Here is a 22,915-nt window from a genome sequence, read left to right as displayed (position 1 = left end):
AGTATTTATACCGAACTAGCAGCAATAGAACGGGCTGCCGTTTTTTGCTCTAATGCAAAATTTACAGCTTCTTTCGCATGAATGGTGGTGGTATCAAATAGAGGCACAGAAAATTTGATATCACCAATCAACATACAAATTTCGGTACACCCCAAAATAATCCCCTCGGCACCCTGCTCAATCAACTCTTCAACAATGGTCATATACTTGTTTTGCGAATCGGGGTTGATCACACCTAAACAAAGCTCGTCATAGATAATGCTATGTACTATTTTCCGATTTGCATCATTTGGAATAATCACCTCAATTCCATGATCTTGTAATCTGGCTTTATAGAAGTCTTGCTCCATGGTGAAAGCTGTCCCCAACAGTGCAACTTTTCGGATATTTTGACTTAAAATTTCTTTTGCTGTGGCATCAGCAATATGTATAAATGGAACCGTAATGGCATCTTCAATTTGAGGTGCTACCTTATGCATGGTATTAGTACAGACTAAAATACAGTCTGCCCCTGCTTTTTCTAAATTTTGTGCTTGCTCAGCTAAGTAGGCTCCAGCTTCTTGCCATAAACCTTTCGATTGTAAGGCTGCTATTTCTTCAAAATCGACACTATTAATAATGACCTTAGCTGAGTGCAATTTTCCTAATTTACGATGAACCATTTTATTGATTTGTTGATAATAAAGCGCTGTAGATTCCCAACTCATTCCGCCTAATAAGCCGATTGTTTTCATTATTGAATCCTTCTATTTATGCAAAACTTATCTATATCTCTTATGGGTAAAGCGCAGCTAGAATAAAATTGCTTTCTTTATTGAATTATTATTCATCTTATAAGCTATAATTTTTTAAACTATTTAATAAGAACTCTATGTTAGAAACAGACCGCTTAATCTTAAAACCATTTGTTCAAGAAAATTTATCTACAGTCATTGAGATGTTACAAGACAAAGATTTTATGGCTTTTTCACCTTATGGTGACTTAACAACTGAAGCTGCAAAGACTCGTTTTTTAGAAATTTTGGAGCACTATAAAAATCATAATTTTGGCAAGATGACTATCGTTTTAAAAGATACCCATAAAATTATTGGTTATTGTGGTTTTGAAACTTGTGAGGTTGATAGCAAGACAGAAGCTGAACTAGGTTTTAGACTTATTAAAACTGAGCGAAATAAAGGTTATATTGTTGAAGCTTCACTTAAGTTACTAGAAGACATGCAAAGTCGAAACTTTAAGCATGTGATCGCTTTTTCAGAAAAAGATAATTTACCTGCCCACAACCTATTAAATAAACTTGGTTTTGAAAAAACAAATTCATCTAGTTACATGAATATGGATGTTATCTTTTTCAAAAAAGACCTGTCATTTCTTCGATAAAAATAACGTATTACCTTAAAAAACTTTAAGTGAATGAAGATCTATTGGTTTCAAGAAAACCACTATTAAACCCAAATCATAAAACATAAGAATTCACGCAAAATTCACGACCAGCTCTTTAATTTAATCTTATAAAGTTGGCTCGGATATAGACATGAAAATTATAACTACAGCCCTAGGGCTGATTACCTTGGCAGGTTTAACGGCGTGTAAAAGTGTGCCTAGCTACTCAGGTGACTATGGCAAAGCTGAACAAAAAATTACTGGTATAGAATTAGATGACCAACAGGCGCTAGATGTGGGCAATCGTTTTGTCGCTGCATTTAATACGCTCGGTACTCCTTCTTTTGTTAATAATGCTAGCAATCTTTACGCTGATCAGCTCTATATCAACGATACACTCTCGCAGTTCTCTCAAAAGAAAGATCTGATTAAGCATTTTGAAGGCATGAATGCCCGAGTGAATAATGTCACGGTAAAACTCATTAGTGCAACTCATCACCAAGATACAGCCTACATTCATTGGTACATGACCTATGACTTTAAAATGCTAGGTCGTTCAAAAACAATGGCTTCTTATGGAATTAGTCAAATTAAGATTAATGACCAACAAAAAATTATTTTCCAGCAAGATTATTGGGATCCAGCGAATGGCCTCTACCGTTCTTTACCCATATTTGGAGGAGTATATAAATGGATATTGCCGTTCAAAAAAGTCGAATCTTGATATTTCTAGGAATCTTAATCGTATCTCAAGCCAATGCGGCTGAATTGAGAAAATGCAGTTCAGCACCTTTAATGGTTACGAGTAAAAAGGTGGGAAATGTCAGTTACTTTGCTGAAGATTGCCAAAAAAATTGGCAAAGCCAAAGCATCAAAATGGACTTTAGCTATAACCGCGATATTCCCGAATGGGCATTTAAACGCGCAGCCACGCACTTTTTGAAGAAAAATGTTAGCGGCTTTGATGCTAAATCTCCGCTTAATCATATTAATGAACTATATAGGCCAATTAAGAGTGGAGATCTTTATAGTCTCTATTATCAACATGAAAATCAAAAACTAGAACTGAAATTAAACCAGAAGCTACTCGGTTCTTTGAACAATCCGAATGCAAATCAATATTTTAAAATCTGGTTTGGTAGTGAACCGTTTAATGCTAAATTAAAACAACAATTATTAAATTAATGGCTTAATAAAATCTCATGGGTAATCACTTTATCCTCATGGTTGAGGACCATTTTGAACTTGCAGCAACGGTCTGCGAATTTCTTGAAGTGCATGGTTATGTTGTCGATCATGCACGTAATTTAGAGGCTGCACGCACTTTTCTCAAATCTCAGCATTATCATCTTTTGTTGCTAGATATAAATTTGCCCGATGGCTCGGGTTATGACCTATGCAACTGGCTACGCACCGAACAAGGCGTTGATATTCCTGTTCTTATGCTCACAGCAAGAGATACTTTAGATGACAAACTTAAAGGTTTTACCGCTGGAACAGATGATTATTTGGTAAAACCTTTTGATTTTAATGAACTAGTGATGCGGATTCGTGCATTAATAAAAAGAGCAGCTGGCGAAGTCACTCACCATAAAATTCAAATTCACGACTTAATTCTTGATAGCGCAACTCAAACCGTGGTTCGTGCTGGAAATAATATCGAGTTACCCCCTATTCAATTCAAACTATTAAAAATTTTGATGCGCCAGTCTCCAAAAGTGGTGACCAAGCAAGAACTGATGATGGAATTATGGGGCGACGAAGAGCCTGAAAGTGATGCGTTACGCAGTCATATCTATAACTTAAGAAAAATGGTTGATAAACCTTTTGACCCAAAGCTATTACATACAGTGGCAGGTGTCGGTTTAAAAATTGCTTTGGAAGATTCCGCGACTTAACTTAAATAGACCACAACAATTAAGCCTGTGGTTGGCTCCAAATCGAGTTCAGGATGAGTGGTTAAATAATATTGTCGATCAAACAGCTCCACTCTCCATCCTAGTTGTTTGCAAAGCTTTTGTACCAATTGCAAACCAATGCCATGACCTTTAGCCTTTAAGGAAAGTTGCGAATCGCTGAGCTCTTGCACTTTCACATCGTTAGGTAAAGAAATTCCAATTCCATTATCAGCAATAATCAGGCTGTTTTTTTGTTGAATAATGTCGATTTGTGAGCCTTGAGAATAGTTCAGCGCATTACGTAAAATATTACCTAAAACCATTTGAGTCATAGAAGGATATAACCAACGCGGCTGTTCAGAAACATCAGGTTGAATATTAATCTGTATCCCTTTACCCGCGCTCACCGCTTCTAAACTTTCAACAAGATCTTTTACCGTTTTGGATAATAAATTTTTCTCAGACGGCAAGCTTTTTACCGTATTCCGAGCAATCGCCAGTAAGGTATCGACGAGCAACTGCATATCTTCAATTGTGTTATGAAGACGGACTAAAGATTTATCGTCTCCGAATTTCGCCTGACACAGTTGTACATTACCTTTCAAAATGGTGAGTGGAGTGCGTAACTCATGGCTCACATCTCCAGTAAATTCTCTTTCACGTCGAATAAAATCACTTAAAACCTGATGATATTTTTCTAAAGCTTGTTTGAGATATTCGGCTTCCATATTGCCATTGGTATTAATATCTCTAAAAGGAGATGCCTGAGTGTCTTGATGTGCCCAATCAATATTTTCTAAAGCATTTGCTAAACGCGTAATTGGGGAAAAATAGCGTCTTGCTCTTCGGTTTGACCACCACAAAAAACTATATAGAACAGATAAGCTGAACATGAGTGGAGCAAGACCAAATAACCAGATCAGCTTATTAACATTGCTTTCGCCAAATACCAATAGAACATGTTGACCATTACGCTCACCATAGACCGTCATTCGTTCTTTACCATCAACGAATACTCGGTGCACGCCACTTTCTAAATGCATGCCCCGAAAAGGTTGAGGCGCGACCTGTGTATTCCACCGATATCCATATAAATTTTTGGTATCTGGTAAATCAGCATTTGGGTTACGTTCTATACGTAACCAGTAATGCTCCATTTCCTGTTCTAAAGCGGTTTTAAGTAAAGAACCCTTAATCACCCAAGCACTACAAGCCAACCCGACCACGATCGATAATGCAATCAGACCAATTTGCAACCAGTAATATCGATTGAACATTTGGGCTAATGGATGACTCGCTTTGCCATCATGTCGAGTTTTTATCATATCTTTATCGCCGGGATAGGCTATAGAAATTACTATGATCGCTTTTTAAATAAAAAGTGACCAATGACCCATTCTTGACCTTGCTCAAAACCAAATAACTCAGCACAAGCCATGAAGAAAATACGCCAGCGTTGCCACCAAATATTGGCATCTTTTCCATAGATTTTTTTAAACAGTGGTTTCAGTTCGACTTCTTGGTTATCCATATTATCAAGCCAAGCATTTGCCGTTCTCATATAGTGCTCACCCGACCACTGCCACTGTTGGGCCAACTCTAAATGCTCTTGAAAATGCAAAAAAGTCGAAGTCGACGGCATTAATCCGCCAGTAAAGAAATACTTGGACATCCAATCATAATCTGATTTCACTTCAAAAGGATAATGTAAAAAGCGATGGCAAAAAATATGACACCAAAGTAAGCCGTCTGCCTTTAACCAGCCCTGAATTTTTTCAAAAAGACGTTGGTAATTACGGACGTGTTCAAACATTTCGACCGATACAACACGATCAAACTTGTCTTGGTCTAAGTCGAGTACATTTACATCACAGGTAAGCACTTCAACGTTGGTTAAACCCCTTAACTCTGCTTGCCGAAGAATATGCTTTTTCTGCGTTGCAGAATTTGAAACAGCCGTAATTTGTGAGCGTGGATAGTTTTCTGCCATCCACAAAGTTAAAGAACCCCAACCACAGCCTAACTCTAAAATCTGTTGACCGTTTTTAAGTTGTGCTCTTTCACAATAAAGCTGAAGAGCCAACTCTTCTGCCTCATCTAAAGTTGTGGTTTTAGTAGGGAAATAACATGCACTATATTTGAGTCTTTTTCCAAGCACCGCCTGAAAAAACTCGGTCGGCAATTCATAGTGCTGCTCGTTTGCCTTATCCGTTTCAACCGCGATTTCGCTCTTCTTCAGCATATTAAGCACATCCATGTAGCGCTGTGCCCCTTGTTCAGGGTCATAACGGCCTTCTTGGATTAAGCGCTTTTTACTTAAAGCACGAATTGCAGCTCGAATTGCATGATCTGGAATCACACCACTTTCAACAATTTTTAAAGACTGATGAACAATAAAATCCATATGCGCACCTATTTTTTGGGTTTTCGCGGAATAAACATTGATGTTTTTTGTTGATAATCAAGATAATTTTGACCGCGACTTTTAATTGCTTGTTTTTCACTAAATGGAATACCCGTGACGTAATATAAAAATAGCCACATCAGTAACGGATAAATCCACAATACATATTGGCCTGCCGCTAAACCAATAATTGGGTAGGCAAACCAATGTAACCATTCAAAAAAATAATTGGGGTGACGTGAATAACGCCATAAACCCTGATCCATCGTTTTGCCATGATGATCTGGATTTAATTTAAATCGGTATAACTGCTGATCAGCGAGTTGTTCTCCAATGAAAGCAATTGCCATGATGACAGCAGCAATCACTAAAGCGACTTTATATCCACTACTCCATTCAGTTGCCCCTACATTGAGGAGCATCCACATCGGCAAAAAGAACAAAAGCACTAAAAGTGTTTGGAAGATAAAAAAGAATAAAAAGCCAATATGCTGAAACTTACCCATCGCTTTACGCATGCTCGCGTAACGGCCATCTTCTTTTTGTTCAGATTGATAACGTCTTAACAGGTGCCAAAATAATCTTAAAAACCATAAGCCGCTAAAAATACCGATAAAAAGACGCACTTCAACTGGGGCAACTGAAATGAGTAAAGAAGACACGATAATGTTTACTGCCAGACAGAAACTCCATGCAGCATCTACTATTCCAGCTCGGCCATTTAGAGTGGCAAGTAGCCAGCTCAGCAACATGATCATTAAATCTAGAATCAGTAAATTCCAAAACATGAGCAGTCTCCTTACTTGAGCTGTTTGATTTAGTAACTGGTACTTTCAAACAACAAGTGAACATTGCTTATCACGCCTTCTTTAAAACCGCCTTCGCAATAACATAAATAAAAATCCCACATGCGAATAAAGTTTTCATCGAAACCTAGAGCCAATACTTGTTCCCGCGCTGTTAAAAACCGCGCTCGCCAGTGATGAAGTGTGTGCGCATAACTTAAACCAATATCATTTAAATGCTTTAACCTTAAACCACTTTCAGAAGCAGTTTGAGTTAATACACTTATGCTAGGAATGAAGCTACCCGGGAAAATATAGCGCTTAATATAATCAACTGTATTTAATGCTTTTTTATACCGGAAATCTTCAATGGTAATAGCTTGAATAAATGCCAACCCTTTCGGTTTTAATAGTGCTTTACATTGATCAAAGTATGTCGATAAATATTGCGCACCAACCGCCTCAACCATCTCAATTGAAACCAGCTTATCGAACTTTCCTTCGAGCAAACGGTAGTCTTTGAGTTGAACATCAATTCGATGTGCCAAGCCAGCTTCATTTACACGAGTAACGGCTTCATCATATTGAGCTTGTGAAATGGTAATGGTGGTTACTCTACAGCCATAATGTTGAGCTGCATAAATGGCAAAACCACCCCACCCACTTCCAATTTCAACCAAATGATCTAGTGGTTTTAAATCCAACTTTTTACAAATGATCTCTTTTTTTAAATCAGATGCTTCTTCGAGAGTCATGTTTTCATTTTCAAAAACGGCGCTCGAATACATTAAAGACGGATCTAAAAATAATTTAAAAAAGTCGTTGCTTAAGTCGTAGTGCTCGGCAATATTTTTACGGCTACCACTTATAGAATTCTTTCGATTTTGATACCAAGCTTTAAGAAAAAACTGGCTCGCTTGAGCAATAACATTTTGGTTGATTTGGTCCAATACAGCTCGGTTACGTGCCAAGATCTGAATCAACTCGACAAGGTGCTCGCTGCTCCAGTCACCACGAATGTAGCCTTCTGCTGCTCCCAAAACACCATTTTTTAAAATAAGATCCATCAATAAAGGATTGTGAACTTCAATCACAGCATGTAAGTCTGAAACTTCACCGACCGTCCCATTCCATGCGCCCTGAAAAGTGATCTGTCCATGACGTAGTTTGAGAAGACTCTTAAGCAATAACGGTAGTGAGTCATCTTCACCATAAAAAAATGTTTTTATCATGTCTTATCTACCTTGATCTTTTTAGGATGACGATAAAATGGAACTTTTTTTCGCCACAACTTAAATGCCTCTAAATATATTGAAAACAACATTTTAAAAGGCGCTAAGCTGTTCATAAGAGCATATCGATATTGCTGTGAAGGAAATGTGATGGGCACAAGCTCAAAACGCATAGTGGCATCAAAGACTTGTTTTTGCTCTTCCAAAAGCTGCATGTGAATGACATTCTGCTGATCTGAAAAACTAAATCGCCAACGGTAAGTCAGCTGCATGGGCATGAACGGCGAAACATGAAATGATTTTTCAAAGTTAAAATCGAAACTTTGATAGTCACCTACCTGACCTTGTTGTTTTATACAGTCATGTGTATATACTTTTCGTTCATTCCACGGGGTATTGGTGATTTCACTAAGAATAAAGAGCGGTTTTCCGACTTTATTTAAAACAAAATAAAATACGACCGAATTAAACCGAAAGCCTAAACAACGCGGCAAAGCCAAGACTCGAATTTGCCAGTCTGGCCGAAGATGTAAGTGATTATTTTGCAGTATCGCTTTCTCTACTCTGTCTCTTATAGAACCGTGATACATGTTTAAAAAATCATTTTTAGATAGCTTTAATACATTCCAATGATCCGTCGACCAAAGTGAACAATCGTTTGTAATATCAACTAATTGATCTGGATCGAACCATAAATAATTTAAGGTCGATGTAAACTCATGCGGTTTAGGGCTATAACGCCGATGACGAATAAACGCAGGAGCGATAGCAAGTTTATTTAATAACATTTGAAAGCTCCTTACTTATTCTTATAACGCTAAGAGTTGCTCAACAACACGTGCTGCACTGCGGGCACCGTCTTCATGAAAGCCCCAGCCCCAATATGCTCCACAAAATGAAGTACGATTTTGCCCATTAATTTCGTGCCAACGAGATTGAGCTTTAATCGCTTTTGCATCAAATACAGGATGTCGATATTGCCGCTCAACCAAGATGTCTTCGGCTTTGATTTTCATATTCGGATTTAAAGTAGAAAAAATTTGGGTAGCGCAGGATAAATTCTGCAAATTATTCATCCAGTAGGTAAAACCATAATGTATGTCGGACTCATCGTTTTGAACTTGAGATTTTGGTGTTACATGTACATGCCAGCTTGCCCACTGCAAACGGCTTTTTGGCATAATTGAAAGATCACGATGGACGACCATTCGATTATCTTGATAACCAAATTGGCTTAATATTTCTTGTTCAAGCTCCGACGCATCTTTAATTAAACTTAGGCTATCGTCAGCATGGCTCGCAAAAATCACCCAGTCATATTGGGCTTGCCCTTCAACGGTTTCGATCAAAACTGTTTCTGGTGAACGACTCACAGCTTTTACTTCTGCAAATTTCCACTCAATGGATCGGCATTTTTTTTGAATAGCACGAATATAGCTTGCCGAACCATGTTTAACTGTTTGCCATTGTGGGCGGTCTTTTAACTGCAACATGCGGTGATGCTGAAAAAAGCTCACGACAAATCGATATGGAATTTGGCCTACCTGCTCAACGGGTGCCGACCATAAGGCACCGCACATCGGATAAAGATGTTCATAACGAAACTCATGACTATATTTGTGAAGGTCCAAATAGTCTTCAATCGATAAATTAGGATCGATATCCGCCACATCTATATCTTTATTGTCATCGTAAAAACGTAGCAAATCTGAGAGCATTTGCAGAAATTTTCGGTTTAAAAAGTTCTGCGGACGGGCAAAGAGCGACCATTTTTTTGAAGGGTTATATTGAAGTCCACTGACCAGATTATTCACCGAAAAACTCATATCGCTGCTTTGAGTTTCTACACCTAATTTTTTAAGCATGTCGGTAAATAACGGATAGTTATAGTCATTAAACACAATAAAACCACTATCTACCGCGAATTTAGTGCCTTCTATCTCTAGCTCGTGAGTGTCAGTATGACCACCAAAATAGTTATTTTTTTCATACACAGTGACCTGATGTTGTTCCGACAATCTCCAAGCTGCATAAAGTCCAGATATACCTGAACCAATAATGGCAATTTTCATAACACTTCACCGTTTTCAATTTTTTCTATCGATAAGTCTTTAATCTTTTTATATTGATAAACCTTGTCTGGTACTGGTTTTAACCCCCACACCAAACCAAATAAAGACATCAGTTTAAGCACATAAAAGGTGATATCAATCTGCCACCAATAAAAGCCTTGTCGCACACTGCCTGCGTAAAAGTGATGGTTGTTGTGCCATCCTTCACCCAAGGTAATTAAAGAAAGTAGAAAATTATTACGGCTATCATCTGGGGTATTAAACTCACGTGAGCCATAACGATGAGCGAGTGAATTAATACACAAGGTTGCATGTGTTAATAGAACAGTGGAAATCACAAATCCCCACACTAAAAGTTGTAAGCCATTGGTGCCCAGCTCAGGAAAATGTTGTGCAAGCCACGAACCTAAACCATAAATTGCTAAGGCCGTCAAAATCACAATAGGCAAACTAAATCGATCTAGCCAAATCAGCTCTGGATATTTCAACCAATCTTTAATGACTTTTTTTCGAGTGGCAAAATTTTGCTCATTTAAAAACCAGCCTACATGCGAATACCAAAAACCTGCTTTCGCTGAATGCGGATCCTGATCGGTGTCGGTAAAGTGATGGTGATAACGGTGATGGGCTGCCCACCATAAAGGTCCACGCTGAGCACTCATGGTTCCGATCAGTATAAAAATGAATTGAACAAGACGTGATGTCTGAAAAGTTTTATGCGAAAGATAGCGGTGAAAAAAAGCGGTAATTGCAAACATGCGAAGAAAATAAAAACCCAGCATGAAAACAACCGCGAACCAAGATACGCCCACCCAAAACGCTGCTAAACAAGCGATATGTAATAAAATAAAAGGAATAATTCTTAACCATTGAATTTTCTTTTCAATGACATATTCGCTAGAAGCACCCACTTGCGCATTTTCTGAATCTGACCAGCTATCGATCCAGCGCAGAAAAAATTTAGACATTGATTCTTCCTGATCTAAAGCATTTCTTTTGGTTCTAATTTAGAAAATGCGCAATGAATTTTATGTGAAGTTCACTCGGTTACGAGATAAATATAAGCATCTACGCAACCAGCATTTCACTATTTAGACTGGGTTGTCTTAACGAGTTTGGAAACGTCGTAGCCATAGCTTTTTGCGGTTTGCAGATAAGACTGATATGTCGCCTCATCAAGTTGAGGGCTACGAGAAAGAATCCATAAATATTTATGGCTTGGGCCACCGACTAAAGCAACCTGATAATTTGGGTCAACTCTTAAAACCCAGTAATCGCCTTTTGTAAAAGGAATCCATCTAAGGCCAGAAGGTAAAAAGCTTACCTTCAATTTACTGTTGCCTTCATTTTGCGGATAAGCAACTCCTTCAGATGAGATCATTTCGCCTTTTTTAGTCGTACAGCTATTTAAAACACCAACGGTTTTGTCCGCGTTAATAGAATAGTTTGCAGTTGTATTGGCTACACAATTACGCTGAAAAAACATAGGTAAATGCGCAATTTCATACCACTTACCTGCGTATTTATTAATATCGATAGAATCAACAGCGACAGGTTTAGTATTGGTGTCTGCAAAGGTGCTCAAAGGAAGCATTAAGCTCACCGCTGCAAGGCTACTGCTGATGATGAGTGACTTAAATAATAATTTCATGATTGCCCTCTTCTGTTTATTTCATGTTTTTAAACATACGTCAGAGGGCTGTGAACAAAGTGTGAATTTTAAAAATTAAGCAACATTAATAAGAGTTTAATTGTATTTCTTTGCAGCATCTGCAACTGGAAAATCAAGCTCAAAGCACACACCCTCGACCGTGTTACAAGCCTTATAGCGGCCATGATGCAGATCCATAATTGAAGCAACAATCGATAAGCCTAATCCACCTGTTTGATTCTGATCACTTCGACTTGAATGGCATTGGTAGAATCTTTCAAAAAGATGCTCAAGTTGATGATCTGCGATTGAAATCCCGCCCGTTACCACGGTCAGACTCACCCATTGCCTATGTTCAATCATCTTATGTTTTGTTGCGATATAAATAGTTCGCTTGTCACCACCGTGAACCAACGCATTTAAAATCAGGTTATAAACGGCTCTTTGAAAAAGCTCAGGATCTGCAAATAACTTTTGAGTTTCTAAGTTAAAACTAAAATGACAGTCTTGTTCCTCGGCCTGATATTCAAAAATCTGGCATAGCCCATCTATAACATCTTTGAGGTTTATTTCTTGTTTGTTTACAAGCACCATTTTCTGATCGGCTCTTGCCAAGAAAAGCATGCTATCAATCATGCGTTTTAATCTGTGGTAGTCGTCTAAATGGGACACTAGCAAATCTTCATATTGCTCAACCGAACGTTCGCCAGTTAAAGCAATCTCGGTTTGCCCAATCAGATTATTTAAAGGTGTGCGGAACTCATGTGCGATATCTTCAGAAAAACGGTTGAGCTGGGTATAGCCCTTTTCAATACGCTCAAGCATGTGGTTTATATCTTTTGAAAGCAGATCAACTTCTAAAGGTGAATTTGGGAGGTTTAACCGTTTTTGTAGCTGATTTACGTTAATAGAATGAGTTTGCTTGCGAAGCTGTTGTAGCGACTTTAAACCTAAATGACACACTAAAATGCAAAGCACAAAGATCGCAAACACGCCCCCGACCACATAGATCAAGAGACTTTCTTGAAAAGGTAAAAGAATATTAATGCGTTCCGACCATTGTTTACCTGCAATGAGCAGATAAGGTTCGTTATTAATTTTTATGGTTTTCCACGCAATTCTCGTTGGATATGAGTTGTTAGCTAAATCTTGAAATTGAAGACTGTCGCGCTGTGCAAGCGGAGGTAGTTGAATGTGAAGCGGATTGATATTAATTAAAGTTTTGTCTTTATGAATAAAAAGAAATAAGTTGTCTTGGTTGCCAAGCATGTTTTGATACAGCTTAGGACGCGCAATGATTTGCTCTACATTTTCACTATCTTGGAGCAAAATTTCCAAACGGTTAATTCTGTCTGCTAAAGCTTTATCTTGCTGCTTTAATAAAATCTGGTTAATACCCAAATAGGTCATAAAGCCGACTGAACATAAAATTAAGGCAGAACAAAGCGTGACCAGTAATGTAATACGGACTTCAAGAGAACGCAGAAATTTAAAGTTCATAAGCTAACCGAAATTTTATAGCCCAAGCCACGTATGGTATGAATGAGTTTTAGCTCATATCCCTCATCAATTTTGCTTCGTAAACGGCGTACTGCAACGTCAATAAAGTTAGTATCAGTGTCAAAGTTAATGTTCCAAACTTCTGAACCAATTTGTCTGCGTGTCACAATTTGCTCTTTGTTGAGCAATAGATAACGCAACAAATTAAATTCGGTTTTACTCAGCTCAATTAAGTTGCCACTACGCCAAACTTTATGGCTAACCACATCCATCTTTAAATCACTAATAGATAGCTCATTTTCTTGCAGATATTGCTGTCGTCTTAACAGGCTTTTAATGCGTGCCAACAGTTCAATATAGGAAAAAGGTTTAGCCAAGTAATCATCTGCGCCCAACTCTAACCCTTTAACTCTATCTATGACCTGATCTTTTGCCGTTAAGAAAATCACCGGAATTTTTGAAAACTGACGTAGGACCTGTAATACGCTCCAGCCGTCTATGTCTGGCAACATGACGTCAAGAATAAGCAAGTCATATTGATCTCTCTTTAGCATTTCCAAACCTTGCAGCCCTAAGTGAACACACTCCGCTTGATATCCAGACTCTTTTAATCCTTTGACCAAATAAGTGGCGATCTTGATCTCGTCTTCAATAATAAGGATACGCATTTTGTAGAGACTCATTTGAAAGATGACAACTTTGTAATGTGATTGTCATGCTTGAAATTAAGCAATTTGTTTAAGATTTTCAAAGCGACATAGAGGCAATCATCATGAAAAAATTGAACTGGCTGATGTTAGCAGCCATGCTATTCGGTAATAGTACTTTTGCACAGCCCCCTGCTTTGAATCAAGTTTATTCGTTAGATCTTCAAACTGCCCACCTGCTAGCCGACAGTGCAAAAGAGGCATGCAAAAAATTAAATCAAAACATTGCGGTTGTTGTTGTAGATCGCGGTGGTAATCCATTAACTGCCGAACGGCATGAGTTGGTGGGCCCGCATAACTTAATGGCTGCCGAGAAAAAAGCCTATACCGCGTTATCTACCAAAACATCGACCTTAGTTTTAAGCCAAAATAGTAACCAAAACCCCGATGCAAAAAATTTAACTACCGTAGCAAATTTACTTTTGTTAGGCGGTGGCGTACCTGTTCGTTTTGAGAACCAAGTGATCGGAGCCATTGGGGTTGCAGGTGCTGGCGGCGCACAAAATGACAATCAATGCGCAAGCAAAGCCATTGAAACCGTTTTTCGTTCATAAGGAGTTCATCATGACTAAATCATTTATTGCTTTATCTTCATTATTTATAGCTTCAGCTACATTTGCACAAACTAATCCACTAAGTGTTCATGTGTTAAACCTAGAGACGGGTTTGCCCTCTTCTCAGGTTGAAGTGGTTTTAGAAAAAAATACCAATAACCAGTGGGTTAAACTCAACCAGCAAGTGACCGATTCAAATGGTCGTATTACTGCGCTCTATCCAGAAAATAAAAAAATAGAGCAAGGAGTTTATAAAGTTACCTTTAAAACTGAAGACTGGTTTAAGAAGAACAAACAACAAACTTTTTTTGCCGAGGTTCCAGTAATTTTTAAAGTCGATGGAAGCGTAAATCACTACCATATTCCGTTACTACTTAGCCCTTACGGTTATTCAACCTATAGAGGCAACTAAAATAAAAACCCCCTTTATCTGTTGTACAAATAAAGGGGTTGATTAAAAACGATGCGTTTTACGAACAGACACCATTGCTAATAATCGATTTTTTGTTTGAATCTAACGCCACAATTGAAGAAGAAACCGTATTAATGATTTGACTCATCGCTTCACTTGAAGCATTCACAATACCTTCCATCTTTTTAGTTTTTTGTTCAATTGGCTGCTTAAAAGCAATTCGACAATTGAGCTGAGATCCTGCATTCGTGATGACTTTTGCATTATTTGACTCTAATTGAGTGGGCGGTATTTGACGCTTCACTACCCAAGACACCGCAATATTAATATAGCTTTTATCTACAATATCAAAATGAGAAAAGTCTGTAGAAACTCGATATAAAGGCTGATTGTTTCCAGCTAGCCCACTGCTATAACTGTCAATTGCCCCTAATTTTTGCTGTAAACCCGCCGACAAGGTATCGCGTAATTGCGTACCCATGGTCGATGTCCAGCGTTCATTGTTTAACACCGTAGACTTACCACTACTGTCTTGGAGTACCAAAGGCGCACGGTCCAATCGGTCTGGAATCCCGACGGGTAATACCTCAATCACCTGCACAGTTGATTTTGTAGCCGCAGTAATTTTAGGGGACATCGTATAATAGTTTGGCGTTGGTGAACTCGAACATGCCGTCATGGCAACAGCCGTTAAAAACAGGCCGCTCCCAAGCAGCCATTTGGCTGCTTTAGGATGTTGAAAAGATGGAGTGTTTTTATTTTTCATCATCGGTCTCTGGTGTCTTACCACGAATAATTGATTCGGGATGTTGCTCAATATAGTCTGCCATTAACTGTAATGAAGCAGCCGCACGTGTCATTTGTTGCAATGCTTTACGTACGTCTTGCTGTAACGGCGCATCACTCGACAAAATAGACTCTGACGATCTTACAGTTTTACGAACATCGTCTAAGGTTGCTTGTAAACCAGGTGCAACTTTTCCATCTAACTGTTTAACCAGTTTGTCGGTAGACTCAATGGCTGTGTTCATATTGTTGAGCGTTTTACGTACATCTTGCCCAATCTCAACTAACGGGAATTTAGTTAACTTGTCAGCAATCTGAGAAACTTGTGCTTGTAAGCCACTCAATTCAGTTGGTGTAGTTGGAATCACCACACGGTCATCACTCAAAATTTGTAATGTGGCTGGTTTAGCTTTAGGGAACTTATCTAGGGCAATATAGTTTTGGCCCGTGAGAAGGTTGCCTGTTCTCATTTGAGCACGCCATCCATGTTCAACAAAATCTTTGAAAATATTGCTGTTTGGATTGAGTGCCTGTCCATTCTCAACGCGTGACGGATAGATGACCGCCTCAACACGCATACGAATCTGCTTATAGTTGTTATAAAACTCTGCATTAATCGATTTAACATTACCAATTTCAATGCCCATGAAATCAATTGGCGCGCCAACAGACAGCCCACGTAATGAATGATCAAAGTACATAATCACACCGCGAGGTTGCCCGTCAGGGTCTTTTAATGCCTCAGATTTCGAGTCCCATAGATTAAAGCGACTATGATTTGCCGCTGTAGTAGCACGCGAGCTTTCAGGAATTCCAAAAGCAATACCGCCCGCGACAATGCTTGCCAGCGATTGAGTATCTAAACTAAATCCTGAGGCATTCAAGCTCACATCGATCCCACTCGCCTGCCAAAAACGTGCATCGGTGGTGACAAATTTGTCATACGGCGCACGAATAAAAGTTTGCAGCTCTACAGTTTTACCATCATCAGACAATTTATAGGCCGTAATTTGGCCCACATTAATTCGACGATAATAAATTGGGGAACCGACATCTAAAGACCCCAAGTCATCTGCATTTAAGAAAAATTCTTTGCCCGGCACATCGGAAGTAATCACTGGCGGTATTTCTAAGCCAGTAAATTCGAGTTTTTTCTCTTCTGACTTGCCGCCATCCACTTCAATATATGAACCTGACAATAATGTGTCTATTCCTGAAACCCCACTCGTCCCAATACGTGGTCGCACAACCCAAAACCGTGAATCTTTTGCGGCAAAGTTACTGGCATCTTTACGCAAATCAATTCTGGCAATCACGTGTGAACGGTCTTCTGAAAGATCAATCTGGCGTACTACACCAATATCCACCTGTTTATAACGGACCGTTGTTTTACCTGCGACCAATCCCTCAGCCGTCCTAAAAGACACGTCAATGGTCGGGCCGTGAGACAAGAGCGCTTTTATCGCTAATGAAAGCGCGATTAAAAGAGCAATCAATGGAATGAGCCAAATTAAAAGAGGCTTCCACCGACTTTTCTTTTCTTGGGGTTCTGGCAAATCATTCATGCTATCCAGTTCAACATCCGGATCACGACGATCTGAGTTACCAGGGGTTATTTCATTTTCAGACATACTCATTGTTCTTTTATTGACTGGAATTAATGGAATCATTATTCAACGGCGGGTGTTCTGCCTGAATAATCTTGGTTTTGTTTGAGGCAAAAGTAGAAGGCTTATTTTTATTTTGAGATGCGTAGAAGTTATCCCAAATAAGCCGTGGGTCAAAACTTAACGATGCAAACATGGTTAACACCACAACCGCACCAAAAGCAATCGAACCCGGCCCTGCTAAAATGGTAGCAAGCGATTGGATCTGGATGAGTGCTGTTAAGAGTGCCACCACAAATACGTCAATCATTGACCAACGGCCAATAAACTCGACGACTCGATATAATTTAACGCATTGCTCAGGTAAAAATTTCCATGCTGACGATTGTTGAAGATATACCGCCACCAATAAAAAATACAAAATCAGTAGCTTTAGCATGGGAATAAAAATACTGGCCATGAAAATGACCGCTGAAACCAGATAGTCTCCACTTTGCCAAAAGTAAATGACCCCACTCATGATGGTATCTTGCTGGCTACCTAACAATGAGTCAGTCACCGTCATTGGAAGCACATTGGCTGGAATATAGAGAATAGTCGCAGCTACCACTAAGGCAAAAGTTCGATTTAAACTCGCTGGCTTACGTGAATGCAGAACACTATTACAACGAGTACAACGTAATACCTGATGGCTTTGGTTGAGTCGTCTCTTGTCATTTTGAGCAGAATTTACAACCCCACAGCAGTGACACACAATTAATGAGAGATCTTTGGCTCTTGGGTATTGCTTAAGCATTGACCCTTGCTGCAAGCTTTGTGTTTGGGTCACATTTTTTATCGTTTTCATGGCAGTGACCTATCAATTTCGTTCCATATATCACTCACCTTTATGGAAGTAATATAGACCAACAATACACTTAAAATCGCAAATGCCCATAACGCAATCTCGGGAATCACCAACACCATTCCCATTAACTTCACAAGCGTGACCAAGATTCCAATTAAGAACACCTCAACCATTCCCCACACTCTCATAAAATAAAGTGTACGTAAGGCAAACACTAAAAATGTGGGTCTTTTCTTCAATACACTTACTGTGCCCAACACATAGGAAAGTAATAACAGATAGGAAAGCGGCACAATAAAAGTGGTGATTAAAATAAGAATGCCAACAAAAGCCCGATCATAATGGAACATCACCCAGACCGCACCCAGTAAGGTGGTTTCAGAGATGTTGCCCTGCAATTCAATTTTTACGATAGGAAAGCTATTGGCAATAACAAATACGATCAACGCCGTTAAGATTAAAGCCAACAGTGTCGAAAAAGGTTTGGTGTGCCGATAGAGTTCAGCACCGCAGCATAAGCAATAAGCTCTTTTTCCATAAGCAAGCGGGGTTCTACGATAGACAGTATCGCATTCCTCACAACCTGCTAATTCTTTAAGCTTCATAGTTATACTCTAAGGTTTATCATTTTACTGTGTCACACAAAGCTCTTTTTATTACTAAGATAAATTAAAATATAAATCAATCTAAAAGCTATATCAGACAATGTAAATTACCATGACTACTGTTCAATATATTGTTGAAACTGCTAAATAATCTGTACGTATTCGGTGATCAAATCAAAATAGTTTTATAAAGTCAAAAACTTATGCTCAAATAGCACACTTTTTCACCCAAGTAGCTGAGAGCGTAAAATGACTAGACTCTCACTATTGCTTAACATCTCCCCCGCACGGAAAAATTTATGCTGCTGTACATTACTTCCGGTAAACCCAGAACAGCTCAGCAAAAATCATATTTAATGCAGCATGTGACAGCACAACTCCACCAGGAACTTAATATTCCAGAGCAAGATGTCATGTTTGTGATTGTGCAAAACAGTGCTGAAGATTGGTGCTTTGGTCATGCACAGCGAGCAGATCTTTACTTAAAAATGTTAGCTTCGAAACAGTAATTCCAAGGTTTTAAATCACTATAAGCCACTACTTTCAAGGTAATAAATATTTTTAAATATCAAGCTTAGATAACCAGAAGCTTTTTATTTAAAAATGAACACGGTTCAAGTTTATTTTATGTTTTTATTTAAAATAAGTATTATTATGAAGATTTATTTAAATGTATTCCAAATATATTAAAAATTAATTTATGCGACACAATTATCAAAAAATTAATTTTAAGTAGATTGTTTTTTAATTTATATAAAAATTAGGACCAGCCTAACAATTAAAAATTAACTACTTAAATATCAATAAACTAAAAACTTGTTTTCAAGATTAGATATAAGCAAGACGCTTTAATTTCATAAAATATTCTTTATATTATTGTAAATAAATTTTATCTATGATTAAAAAATTAATAGTTGATTTAAACACTCAGAATTACCACCACCCCTTGGATTACAAGCATTTTAAACTCATTAATTCTTATAATTAAACTTAAGAAAACCACCAAACTTAAAGGTTTGCTTAAGTAATTTTCATATTGTATTTTAAAAATGAAAAATAAATAAATTTATATATTAAAGATAGATCTAATAATAAAAGTGAGATCAAAATGATTGAATGGTTACAAGGTGTTTTAAAGCACAGCCCCGAAATATTATTGTTCTTATCACTCGCAATAGGCTTCTGGATTGGACAATTCCAGTTTGGAAAGTTTCAGTTTGGCGGAGTCGCAGGCTCCTTACTCGTCGCAGTTGTTTTAAGTCTTATTGGCGTACCTGTCGATAACGGCGTTAAAGCAATTTTATTTGCTCTCTTCATTTACGCAGTCGGCTTTGAAAGTGGCCCTCAGTTTTTTAAATCACTGGGTCCACAGTCAATAAAAGAAATTTTATTAGCAGTATTCATGGCAGTGTGTGGTTTAGTCACTGTTTTAGTGATGGCTAAAATTTTTCATCTCGATAAAGGCTTGGCTGCGGGTCTCGCTGCGGGCGGCATGACTCAATCAGCCATTATTGGGACTGCGGGAGATGCAATTTCTAGACTCGATCTCCCACTCGCAGAAATTCAAAGACTTCAAGCAAATGTCGCGATTGGCTATGCGGTCACTTACATTTTTGGTTCATTGGGAGCAATTATTGTCTGTGTGAATATCTTACCTAAATTTATGGGTAAAGAAATTCACGACGATGCTTTAAAAGCTCAGAGTGAGCGGCTAAAAGGTGCTTTTGAATTAGCCCCAGGCCAAGAACTGGCAATACCCGAAATTGTTGGCCGTATTTATAAAGTTAAACAAGCCAATGGCCAAACTATTGCGGAAATTGAAGCAAAAGAGCCGAGTATTACGATTGAACGGTTAAAACGTAAAGATCAGTTTATTGATGTCGCTCCCGAGCTAACTTTACAAACAGACGATGTCATCTTATTGGTTGGTCGCCGTGCCAGTGTGGTTTCAGTTGCCGAGCAAATCGGTAGCGAATTACAGTCATCGCAAGGTATGGAAATGATTATGGATACCAGCGATGTCATCCTAAGAAATTCCAAATATCTCAACCGTACTTTAGGAGATATTAAGGCCAATACGCCTGCGTATTTAAAGCACGGTATTTATGTACTTGCGATTAAGCGTAACGATGAGTCCCAACCTTTAAGTAACGACACCGTTTTACGCCAAGGTGATGTAGTCACCGTCTACGGTACAAAAAGTGACCTCGACCGCTTGGTGAAAGAAGCTGGTAAAGCCCTGCCTGAAAGCTTAAAAACAGACTGGATTTTTCATGGTGCTGGCCTTGTGGTTGGTTTAGTGATTGGTCTTTTTGTGATTCGTCTAGGTGATGTGCCCCTAACACTTGGCGCTGGTGGTGGTGCTTTACTATCAGGTCTTCTGTTCGGTTGGATCCGAAGTCGAAATCAGGTACATGGCAATATGCCTTTAGCGGCTTCACAGCTTCTTAAAGATTTAGGACTTGCAGGCTTCGTTGCAGCCGTCGGTTTACAATCAGGTTTACAGGCTATTCAAACCATTAAAGAAAGTGGTCTTTCACTCTTTATGATTGGCGTTGTGGTAACACTGGTTCCTCTCCTACTTTCCATGCTCTTTGCTCGTTATGTTCTACGTTATAACAACGTTGCAGTGATGGCTGGTGCATTATCAGGTTCACGCAGTGCAAACCCTGCATTTGGGGCAATCTTAGACAAAGCAGGCAACTCGATTCCGACTGTTCCATTTGCAATTACCTATGCCCTAGCAAATGTGTTCTTAACCTTACTCGGACCACTGATTGTAGGCTTGGCCTGATTTTCTACATTGAATTAGAAATTTTATTCATCTCACTATAATTAAGGAGACGCCCCATGGGGAAAGTCGATTATTCTAAATACGCAAAACTCAGTCCATTTGAACTTAAAGATAATTTAATCGCATTAGCTCAAAGCAAAACTGACCGAATGATGTTAAATGCTGGGCGTGGTAATCCGAACTTTCTTGCCACTATCCCACGTAGAGCGTTCTTTCAACTGGGTTTGTTTTCTGCGACCGAATCCGAATTTTCATTTTCCTATATGCCTGAAGGTTTAGGTGGCTTCCCGCGCCCCGTTGGTCTCCAGTCACGTTTTGATAACTTCATTTTGGAAAACCGTGACAAACCCGGCGTCGTCTTTTTAGGCAAAGCCGTGTCTTATGTACGCGACCAGTTAGGTTTAGACCCAGATCTTTTTCTGCTTGAAATGGTTGAAGGAATTTTAGGCTGTAACTATCCAGTTCCAGATCGTATGCTCAGAGTAAGTGAAACGATTATTAAAGAGTATGTCTTACGAGAAATGGGCGTACAAGGCATGCAAAAAAGAGATTTAGATTTGTTTGCTGTTGAAGGCGGAACAGCTGCAATGGCCTATATTTTTAACTCATTAAAAGAAAATAAAATTATTAAAAACGGCGACCGTATTGCCATTGGTAGCCCTATTTTCACGCCATATCTGGAAATTCCAAAACTTAATGACTACCAGCTTGAAGAAGTACTTATTGAGGCAGACCCTAAACTCGGCTGGCAATATCCAGAGTCAGAACTTAGAAAGTTAGAAGATCCGTCTATTAAAGCGTTCTTCTTAGTGAACCCTAGTAATCCGCCATCAGTGAAAATGAGTGATGAAGGCCTTGCGATTTTGGCAGATATTGTTAAAAAACGCCCCGACCTGATCATTTTGACAGATGACGTTTATGGTACTTTTGCCGATAACTTCAAATCACTATTTGCGATCTGTCCTGACAACACGATCTTGGTTTATTCATTTTCTAAATACTTTGGTGCGACTGGTTGGCGACTTGGTGTCATTGCACTTTCAAATAACAATGTGCTTGATAAACAAATTGCGAACTTATCGAAAAAAGAGAAGAAAGAGCTGGAAGACCGCTATTCATCTTTAACCACCGACCCAGCAAGCATTAAGTTTATTGACCGCTTAGTTGCCGATAGCCGAAATGTTGCTTTGAACCATACCGCTGGTCTGTCTACCCCACAGCAAGTTCAAATGGTTTTATTTGCGCTATTTAATATGATGGACTCACGCCAAAGCTATAAAAAAGCAGTCAAATCTGTTGTTCGTGAACGTGATGCAGCACTTTATAGACAGCTTGGTGTCGATGTCCCAACAGATCCAAATGCTGTGGACTACTACACCCTAGTCAACCTCGAAAACACTTCACGAACTCTCTATGGAGATGAGTTTGCCGATTGGGTCATGAAAAATAAAAACCCAACCGAGCTATTATTTAGAGTAGCTGATGAAACAGGTGTGGTTTTATTACCCGGTTCTGGCTTCGGTGTGCAGCACCCTTCTGCTCGTGCATCTTTAGCTAACCTTAATGAATATCAATATGCCGCAATTGGTGAATCTTTACGACGCTTTGCAGATGAAGCTTATGCCGAATACACAAAAACGAAAAAGATAAAATAAAATTATAACTAAGGTGAGGCTTTAA

24 protein-coding genes are annotated in these 22,915 nt (G+C 38.8%); 9 read left to right on the top strand and 15 right to left on the bottom strand.

The window, feature by feature from the left end; all coding sequences use genetic code 11:
* Positions 1 to 5 precede the first annotated feature (5 nt).
* Positions 6 to 734 (bottom strand): aspartate/glutamate racemase family protein, encoded by a 729-nt coding sequence (locus G9371_RS02215; protein ID WP_029424673.1) that lies wholly within the window; start codon positions 732 to 734, stop codon positions 6 to 8.
* 137 nt (positions 735 to 871) lie between these two features.
* Between G9371_RS02215 and G9371_RS02210 the strand changes: the two genes are divergently transcribed.
* From G9371_RS02210 to G9371_RS02195, 4 genes are all read left to right on the top strand, one after another.
* Positions 872 to 1,378: a GNAT family N-acetyltransferase gene (locus G9371_RS02210; protein WP_029424672.1), complete on the top strand. Its 507-nt coding sequence runs from the start codon at positions 872 to 874 to the stop codon at positions 1,376 to 1,378.
* Positions 1,379 to 1,532: 154 nt separating this feature from the next.
* The gene (locus G9371_RS02205) at positions 1,533 to 2,105 is read left to right on the top strand and encodes a nuclear transport factor 2 family protein (RefSeq protein ID WP_000692365.1); all 573 of its coding nucleotides are present in this window, start codon (positions 1,533 to 1,535) and stop codon (positions 2,103 to 2,105) included.
* On the top strand, positions 2,072 to 2,566 hold the full coding sequence (locus G9371_RS02200) for a chalcone isomerase family protein (RefSeq protein ID WP_029424671.1): 495 nt from the start codon (positions 2,072 to 2,074) through the stop codon (positions 2,564 to 2,566). The genes G9371_RS02205 and G9371_RS02200 overlap by 34 nt, the downstream gene beginning before the upstream one ends.
* A 17-nt stretch (positions 2,567 to 2,583) precedes the next feature.
* The gene (locus G9371_RS02195) at positions 2,584 to 3,279 is read left to right on the top strand and encodes a response regulator transcription factor (protein WP_000526534.1); all 696 of its coding nucleotides are present in this window, start codon (positions 2,584 to 2,586) and stop codon (positions 3,277 to 3,279) included.
* Here G9371_RS02195 and G9371_RS02190 read toward each other — a convergent pair.
* The 10 genes from G9371_RS02190 to G9371_RS02145 all read right to left on the bottom strand — a co-directional run bounded on the left by G9371_RS02190 (position 3,276) and on the right by G9371_RS02145 (position 13,591).
* Positions 3,276 to 4,604 carry a sensor histidine kinase gene (locus tag G9371_RS02190; protein WP_000598238.1) on the bottom strand — a complete coding sequence of 443 codons (1,329 nt, stop codon included), beginning with the start codon at positions 4,602 to 4,604 and terminating at the stop codon, positions 3,276 to 3,278. The two genes, G9371_RS02195 and G9371_RS02190, sit on opposite strands and share 4 nt — an antisense overlap.
* A 32-nt stretch (positions 4,605 to 4,636) precedes the next feature.
* On the bottom strand, positions 4,637 to 5,683 hold the full coding sequence (locus G9371_RS02185; RefSeq protein WP_029424670.1) for an SAM-dependent methyltransferase: 1,047 nt from the start codon (positions 5,681 to 5,683) through the stop codon (positions 4,637 to 4,639).
* Positions 5,684 to 5,691: 8 nt separating this feature from the next.
* Complete coding sequence (locus tag G9371_RS02180) at positions 5,692 to 6,471, bottom strand: DUF1295 domain-containing protein (RefSeq protein ID WP_029424669.1); 780 nt, start codon at positions 6,469 to 6,471, stop codon at positions 5,692 to 5,694.
* A gap of 29 nt (positions 6,472 to 6,500) precedes the next feature.
* Positions 6,501 to 7,700 (bottom strand): SAM-dependent methyltransferase, encoded by a 1,200-nt coding sequence (locus tag G9371_RS02175; RefSeq protein ID WP_029424668.1) that lies wholly within the window; start codon positions 7,698 to 7,700, stop codon positions 6,501 to 6,503.
* Complete coding sequence (locus tag G9371_RS02170) at positions 7,697 to 8,488, bottom strand: DUF1365 domain-containing protein (RefSeq protein WP_029424667.1); 792 nt, start codon at positions 8,486 to 8,488, stop codon at positions 7,697 to 7,699. The genes G9371_RS02175 and G9371_RS02170 overlap by 4 nt, the downstream gene beginning before the upstream one ends.
* Before the next feature lie 21 nt (positions 8,489 to 8,509).
* Positions 8,510 to 9,772, bottom strand: coding sequence for an NAD(P)/FAD-dependent oxidoreductase (locus G9371_RS02165; RefSeq protein WP_029424666.1), 1,263 nt, complete (start codon positions 9,770 to 9,772; stop codon positions 8,510 to 8,512).
* Positions 9,769 to 10,740 (bottom strand): acyl-CoA desaturase, encoded by a 972-nt coding sequence (locus G9371_RS02160; protein WP_029424665.1) that lies wholly within the window; start codon positions 10,738 to 10,740, stop codon positions 9,769 to 9,771. Before G9371_RS02160 ends, G9371_RS02165 begins: the two co-directional genes overlap by 4 nt.
* Before the next feature lie 119 nt (positions 10,741 to 10,859).
* Positions 10,860 to 11,423 (bottom strand): lipocalin family protein, encoded by a 564-nt coding sequence (locus G9371_RS02155; protein ID WP_002157711.1) that lies wholly within the window; start codon positions 11,421 to 11,423, stop codon positions 10,860 to 10,862.
* A gap of 96 nt (positions 11,424 to 11,519) precedes the next feature.
* Positions 11,520 to 12,923, bottom strand: a complete 1,404-nt coding sequence (locus tag G9371_RS02150; protein ID WP_029424664.1) for a heavy metal sensor histidine kinase — start codon at positions 12,921 to 12,923, stop codon at positions 11,520 to 11,522.
* On the bottom strand, positions 12,920 to 13,591 hold the full coding sequence (locus G9371_RS02145; RefSeq protein ID WP_002055638.1) for a heavy metal response regulator transcription factor: 672 nt from the start codon (positions 13,589 to 13,591) through the stop codon (positions 12,920 to 12,922). Before G9371_RS02145 ends, G9371_RS02150 begins: the two co-directional genes overlap by 4 nt.
* Before the next feature lie 125 nt (positions 13,592 to 13,716).
* On the opposite strand from G9371_RS02145, the gene G9371_RS02140 reads away from it, so the two are divergent.
* The gene (locus G9371_RS02140; protein WP_086221458.1) at positions 13,717 to 14,184 is read left to right on the top strand and encodes a GlcG/HbpS family heme-binding protein; all 468 of its coding nucleotides are present in this window, start codon (positions 13,717 to 13,719) and stop codon (positions 14,182 to 14,184) included.
* A 10-nt stretch (positions 14,185 to 14,194) separates the two neighbouring features.
* Positions 14,195 to 14,596, top strand: coding sequence for a hydroxyisourate hydrolase (uraH, locus tag G9371_RS02135; RefSeq protein WP_029424662.1), 402 nt, complete (start codon positions 14,195 to 14,197; stop codon positions 14,594 to 14,596).
* Between the two features lie 58 nt (positions 14,597 to 14,654).
* Here uraH and G9371_RS02130 read toward each other — a convergent pair whose 3' ends face one another.
* The 4 genes from G9371_RS02130 to G9371_RS02115 are packed head-to-tail and all read right to left on the bottom strand — an operon-like array spanning position 14,655 to position 18,441.
* Positions 14,655 to 15,362 carry a membrane integrity-associated transporter subunit PqiC gene (locus G9371_RS02130; protein ID WP_029424661.1) on the bottom strand — a complete coding sequence of 236 codons (708 nt, stop codon included), beginning with the start codon at positions 15,360 to 15,362 and terminating at the stop codon, positions 14,655 to 14,657.
* A complete protein-coding gene (locus tag G9371_RS02125) occupies positions 15,352 to 17,019 on the bottom strand; it encodes an intermembrane transport protein PqiB (RefSeq protein WP_002055630.1) in 1,668 nt (555 codons plus the stop codon). Before G9371_RS02125 ends, G9371_RS02130 begins: the two co-directional genes overlap by 11 nt.
* A gap of 7 nt (positions 17,020 to 17,026) precedes the next feature.
* On the bottom strand, positions 17,027 to 17,836 hold the full coding sequence (locus G9371_RS02120) for a paraquat-inducible protein A (RefSeq protein WP_029424660.1): 810 nt from the start codon (positions 17,834 to 17,836) through the stop codon (positions 17,027 to 17,029).
* Positions 17,833 to 18,441, bottom strand: a complete 609-nt coding sequence (locus G9371_RS02115) for a paraquat-inducible protein A (RefSeq protein WP_005068380.1) — start codon at positions 18,439 to 18,441, stop codon at positions 17,833 to 17,835. Before G9371_RS02115 ends, G9371_RS02120 begins: the two co-directional genes overlap by 4 nt.
* A gap of 299 nt (positions 18,442 to 18,740) precedes the next feature.
* On the opposite strand from G9371_RS02115, the gene G9371_RS02110 reads away from it, so the two are divergent.
* The 3 genes from G9371_RS02110 to G9371_RS02100 all read left to right on the top strand — a co-directional run bounded on the left by G9371_RS02110 (position 18,741) and on the right by G9371_RS02100 (position 22,890).
* Positions 18,741 to 18,950: a tautomerase family protein gene (locus G9371_RS02110; protein ID WP_032009426.1), complete on the top strand. Its 210-nt coding sequence runs from the start codon at positions 18,741 to 18,743 to the stop codon at positions 18,948 to 18,950.
* A gap of 599 nt (positions 18,951 to 19,549) precedes the next feature.
* A complete protein-coding gene (gene aspT / locus G9371_RS02105) occupies positions 19,550 to 21,235 on the top strand; it encodes an aspartate-alanine antiporter (RefSeq protein ID WP_029424472.1) in 1,686 nt (561 codons plus the stop codon).
* A gap of 56 nt (positions 21,236 to 21,291) precedes the next feature.
* Positions 21,292 to 22,890 (top strand): bifunctional aspartate transaminase/aspartate 4-decarboxylase, encoded by a 1,599-nt coding sequence (locus G9371_RS02100; protein ID WP_029424473.1) that lies wholly within the window; start codon positions 21,292 to 21,294, stop codon positions 22,888 to 22,890.
* Positions 22,891 to 22,915 lie beyond the last annotated feature (25 nt).

The sequence above is a fragment of the Acinetobacter sp. EKM10A genome, assembly GCF_011075215.1.
GTDB classification, from domain to species: Bacteria; Pseudomonadota; Gammaproteobacteria; order Pseudomonadales; family Moraxellaceae; genus Acinetobacter; species Acinetobacter baumannii.
This window is presented reverse-complemented; position numbering and strand designations above follow the sequence as displayed.

Bases quoted from the DNA above. Each gene is read 5' to 3' on its own strand.
- G9371_RS02215 (WP_029424673.1), bottom strand. From the start codon at position 734: ATGAAAACAATCGGCTTATTAGGCGGAATGAGTTGGGAATCTACAGCG.
- G9371_RS02180 (WP_029424669.1), bottom strand. From the start codon at position 6,471: ATGTTTTGGAATTTACTGATTCTAGATTTAATGATCATGTTGCTGAGC.
- G9371_RS02195 (WP_000526534.1), top strand. From the start codon at position 2,584: ATGGGTAATCACTTTATCCTCATGGTTGAGGACCATTTTGAACTTGCA.
- G9371_RS02110 (WP_032009426.1), top strand. From the start codon at position 18,741: ATGCTGCTGTACATTACTTCCGGTAAACCCAGAACAGCTCAGCAAAAA.
- G9371_RS02200 (WP_029424671.1), top strand. From the start codon at position 2,072: ATGGATATTGCCGTTCAAAAAAGTCGAATCTTGATATTTCTAGGAATC.
- G9371_RS02145 (WP_002055638.1), bottom strand. From the start codon at position 13,591: ATGCGTATCCTTATTATTGAAGACGAGATCAAGATCGCCACTTATTTG.
- G9371_RS02190 (WP_000598238.1), bottom strand. From the start codon at position 4,604: ATGATAAAAACTCGACATGATGGCAAAGCGAGTCATCCATTAGCCCAA.
- G9371_RS02140 (WP_086221458.1), top strand. From the start codon at position 13,717: ATGTTAGCAGCCATGCTATTCGGTAATAGTACTTTTGCACAGCCCCCT.
- G9371_RS02205 (WP_000692365.1), top strand. From the start codon at position 1,533: ATGAAAATTATAACTACAGCCCTAGGGCTGATTACCTTGGCAGGTTTA.
- G9371_RS02160 (WP_029424665.1), bottom strand. From the start codon at position 10,740: ATGTCTAAATTTTTTCTGCGCTGGATCGATAGCTGGTCAGATTCAGAA.
- G9371_RS02125 (WP_002055630.1), bottom strand. From the start codon at position 17,019: ATGAGTATGTCTGAAAATGAAATAACCCCTGGTAACTCAGATCGTCGT.
- G9371_RS02120 (WP_029424660.1), bottom strand. From the start codon at position 17,836: ATGAAAACGATAAAAAATGTGACCCAAACACAAAGCTTGCAGCAAGGG.
- G9371_RS02130 (WP_029424661.1), bottom strand. From the start codon at position 15,362: ATGAAAAATAAAAACACTCCATCTTTTCAACATCCTAAAGCAGCCAAA.
- G9371_RS02115 (WP_005068380.1), bottom strand. From the start codon at position 18,441: ATGAAGCTTAAAGAATTAGCAGGTTGTGAGGAATGCGATACTGTCTAT.
- uraH (WP_029424662.1), top strand. From the start codon at position 14,195: ATGACTAAATCATTTATTGCTTTATCTTCATTATTTATAGCTTCAGCT.
- G9371_RS02170 (WP_029424667.1), bottom strand. From the start codon at position 8,488: ATGTTATTAAATAAACTTGCTATCGCTCCTGCGTTTATTCGTCATCGG.
- G9371_RS02155 (WP_002157711.1), bottom strand. From the start codon at position 11,423: ATGAAATTATTATTTAAGTCACTCATCATCAGCAGTAGCCTTGCAGCG.
- G9371_RS02150 (WP_029424664.1), bottom strand. From the start codon at position 12,923: ATGAACTTTAAATTTCTGCGTTCTCTTGAAGTCCGTATTACATTACTG.
- G9371_RS02100 (WP_029424473.1), top strand. From the start codon at position 21,292: ATGGGGAAAGTCGATTATTCTAAATACGCAAAACTCAGTCCATTTGAA.
- G9371_RS02185 (WP_029424670.1), bottom strand. From the start codon at position 5,683: ATGGATTTTATTGTTCATCAGTCTTTAAAAATTGTTGAAAGTGGTGTG.
- G9371_RS02210 (WP_029424672.1), top strand. From the start codon at position 872: ATGTTAGAAACAGACCGCTTAATCTTAAAACCATTTGTTCAAGAAAAT.
- G9371_RS02165 (WP_029424666.1), bottom strand. From the start codon at position 9,772: ATGAAAATTGCCATTATTGGTTCAGGTATATCTGGACTTTATGCAGCT.
- G9371_RS02175 (WP_029424668.1), bottom strand. From the start codon at position 7,700: ATGATAAAAACATTTTTTTATGGTGAAGATGACTCACTACCGTTATTG.
- aspT (WP_029424472.1), top strand. From the start codon at position 19,550: ATGATTGAATGGTTACAAGGTGTTTTAAAGCACAGCCCCGAAATATTA.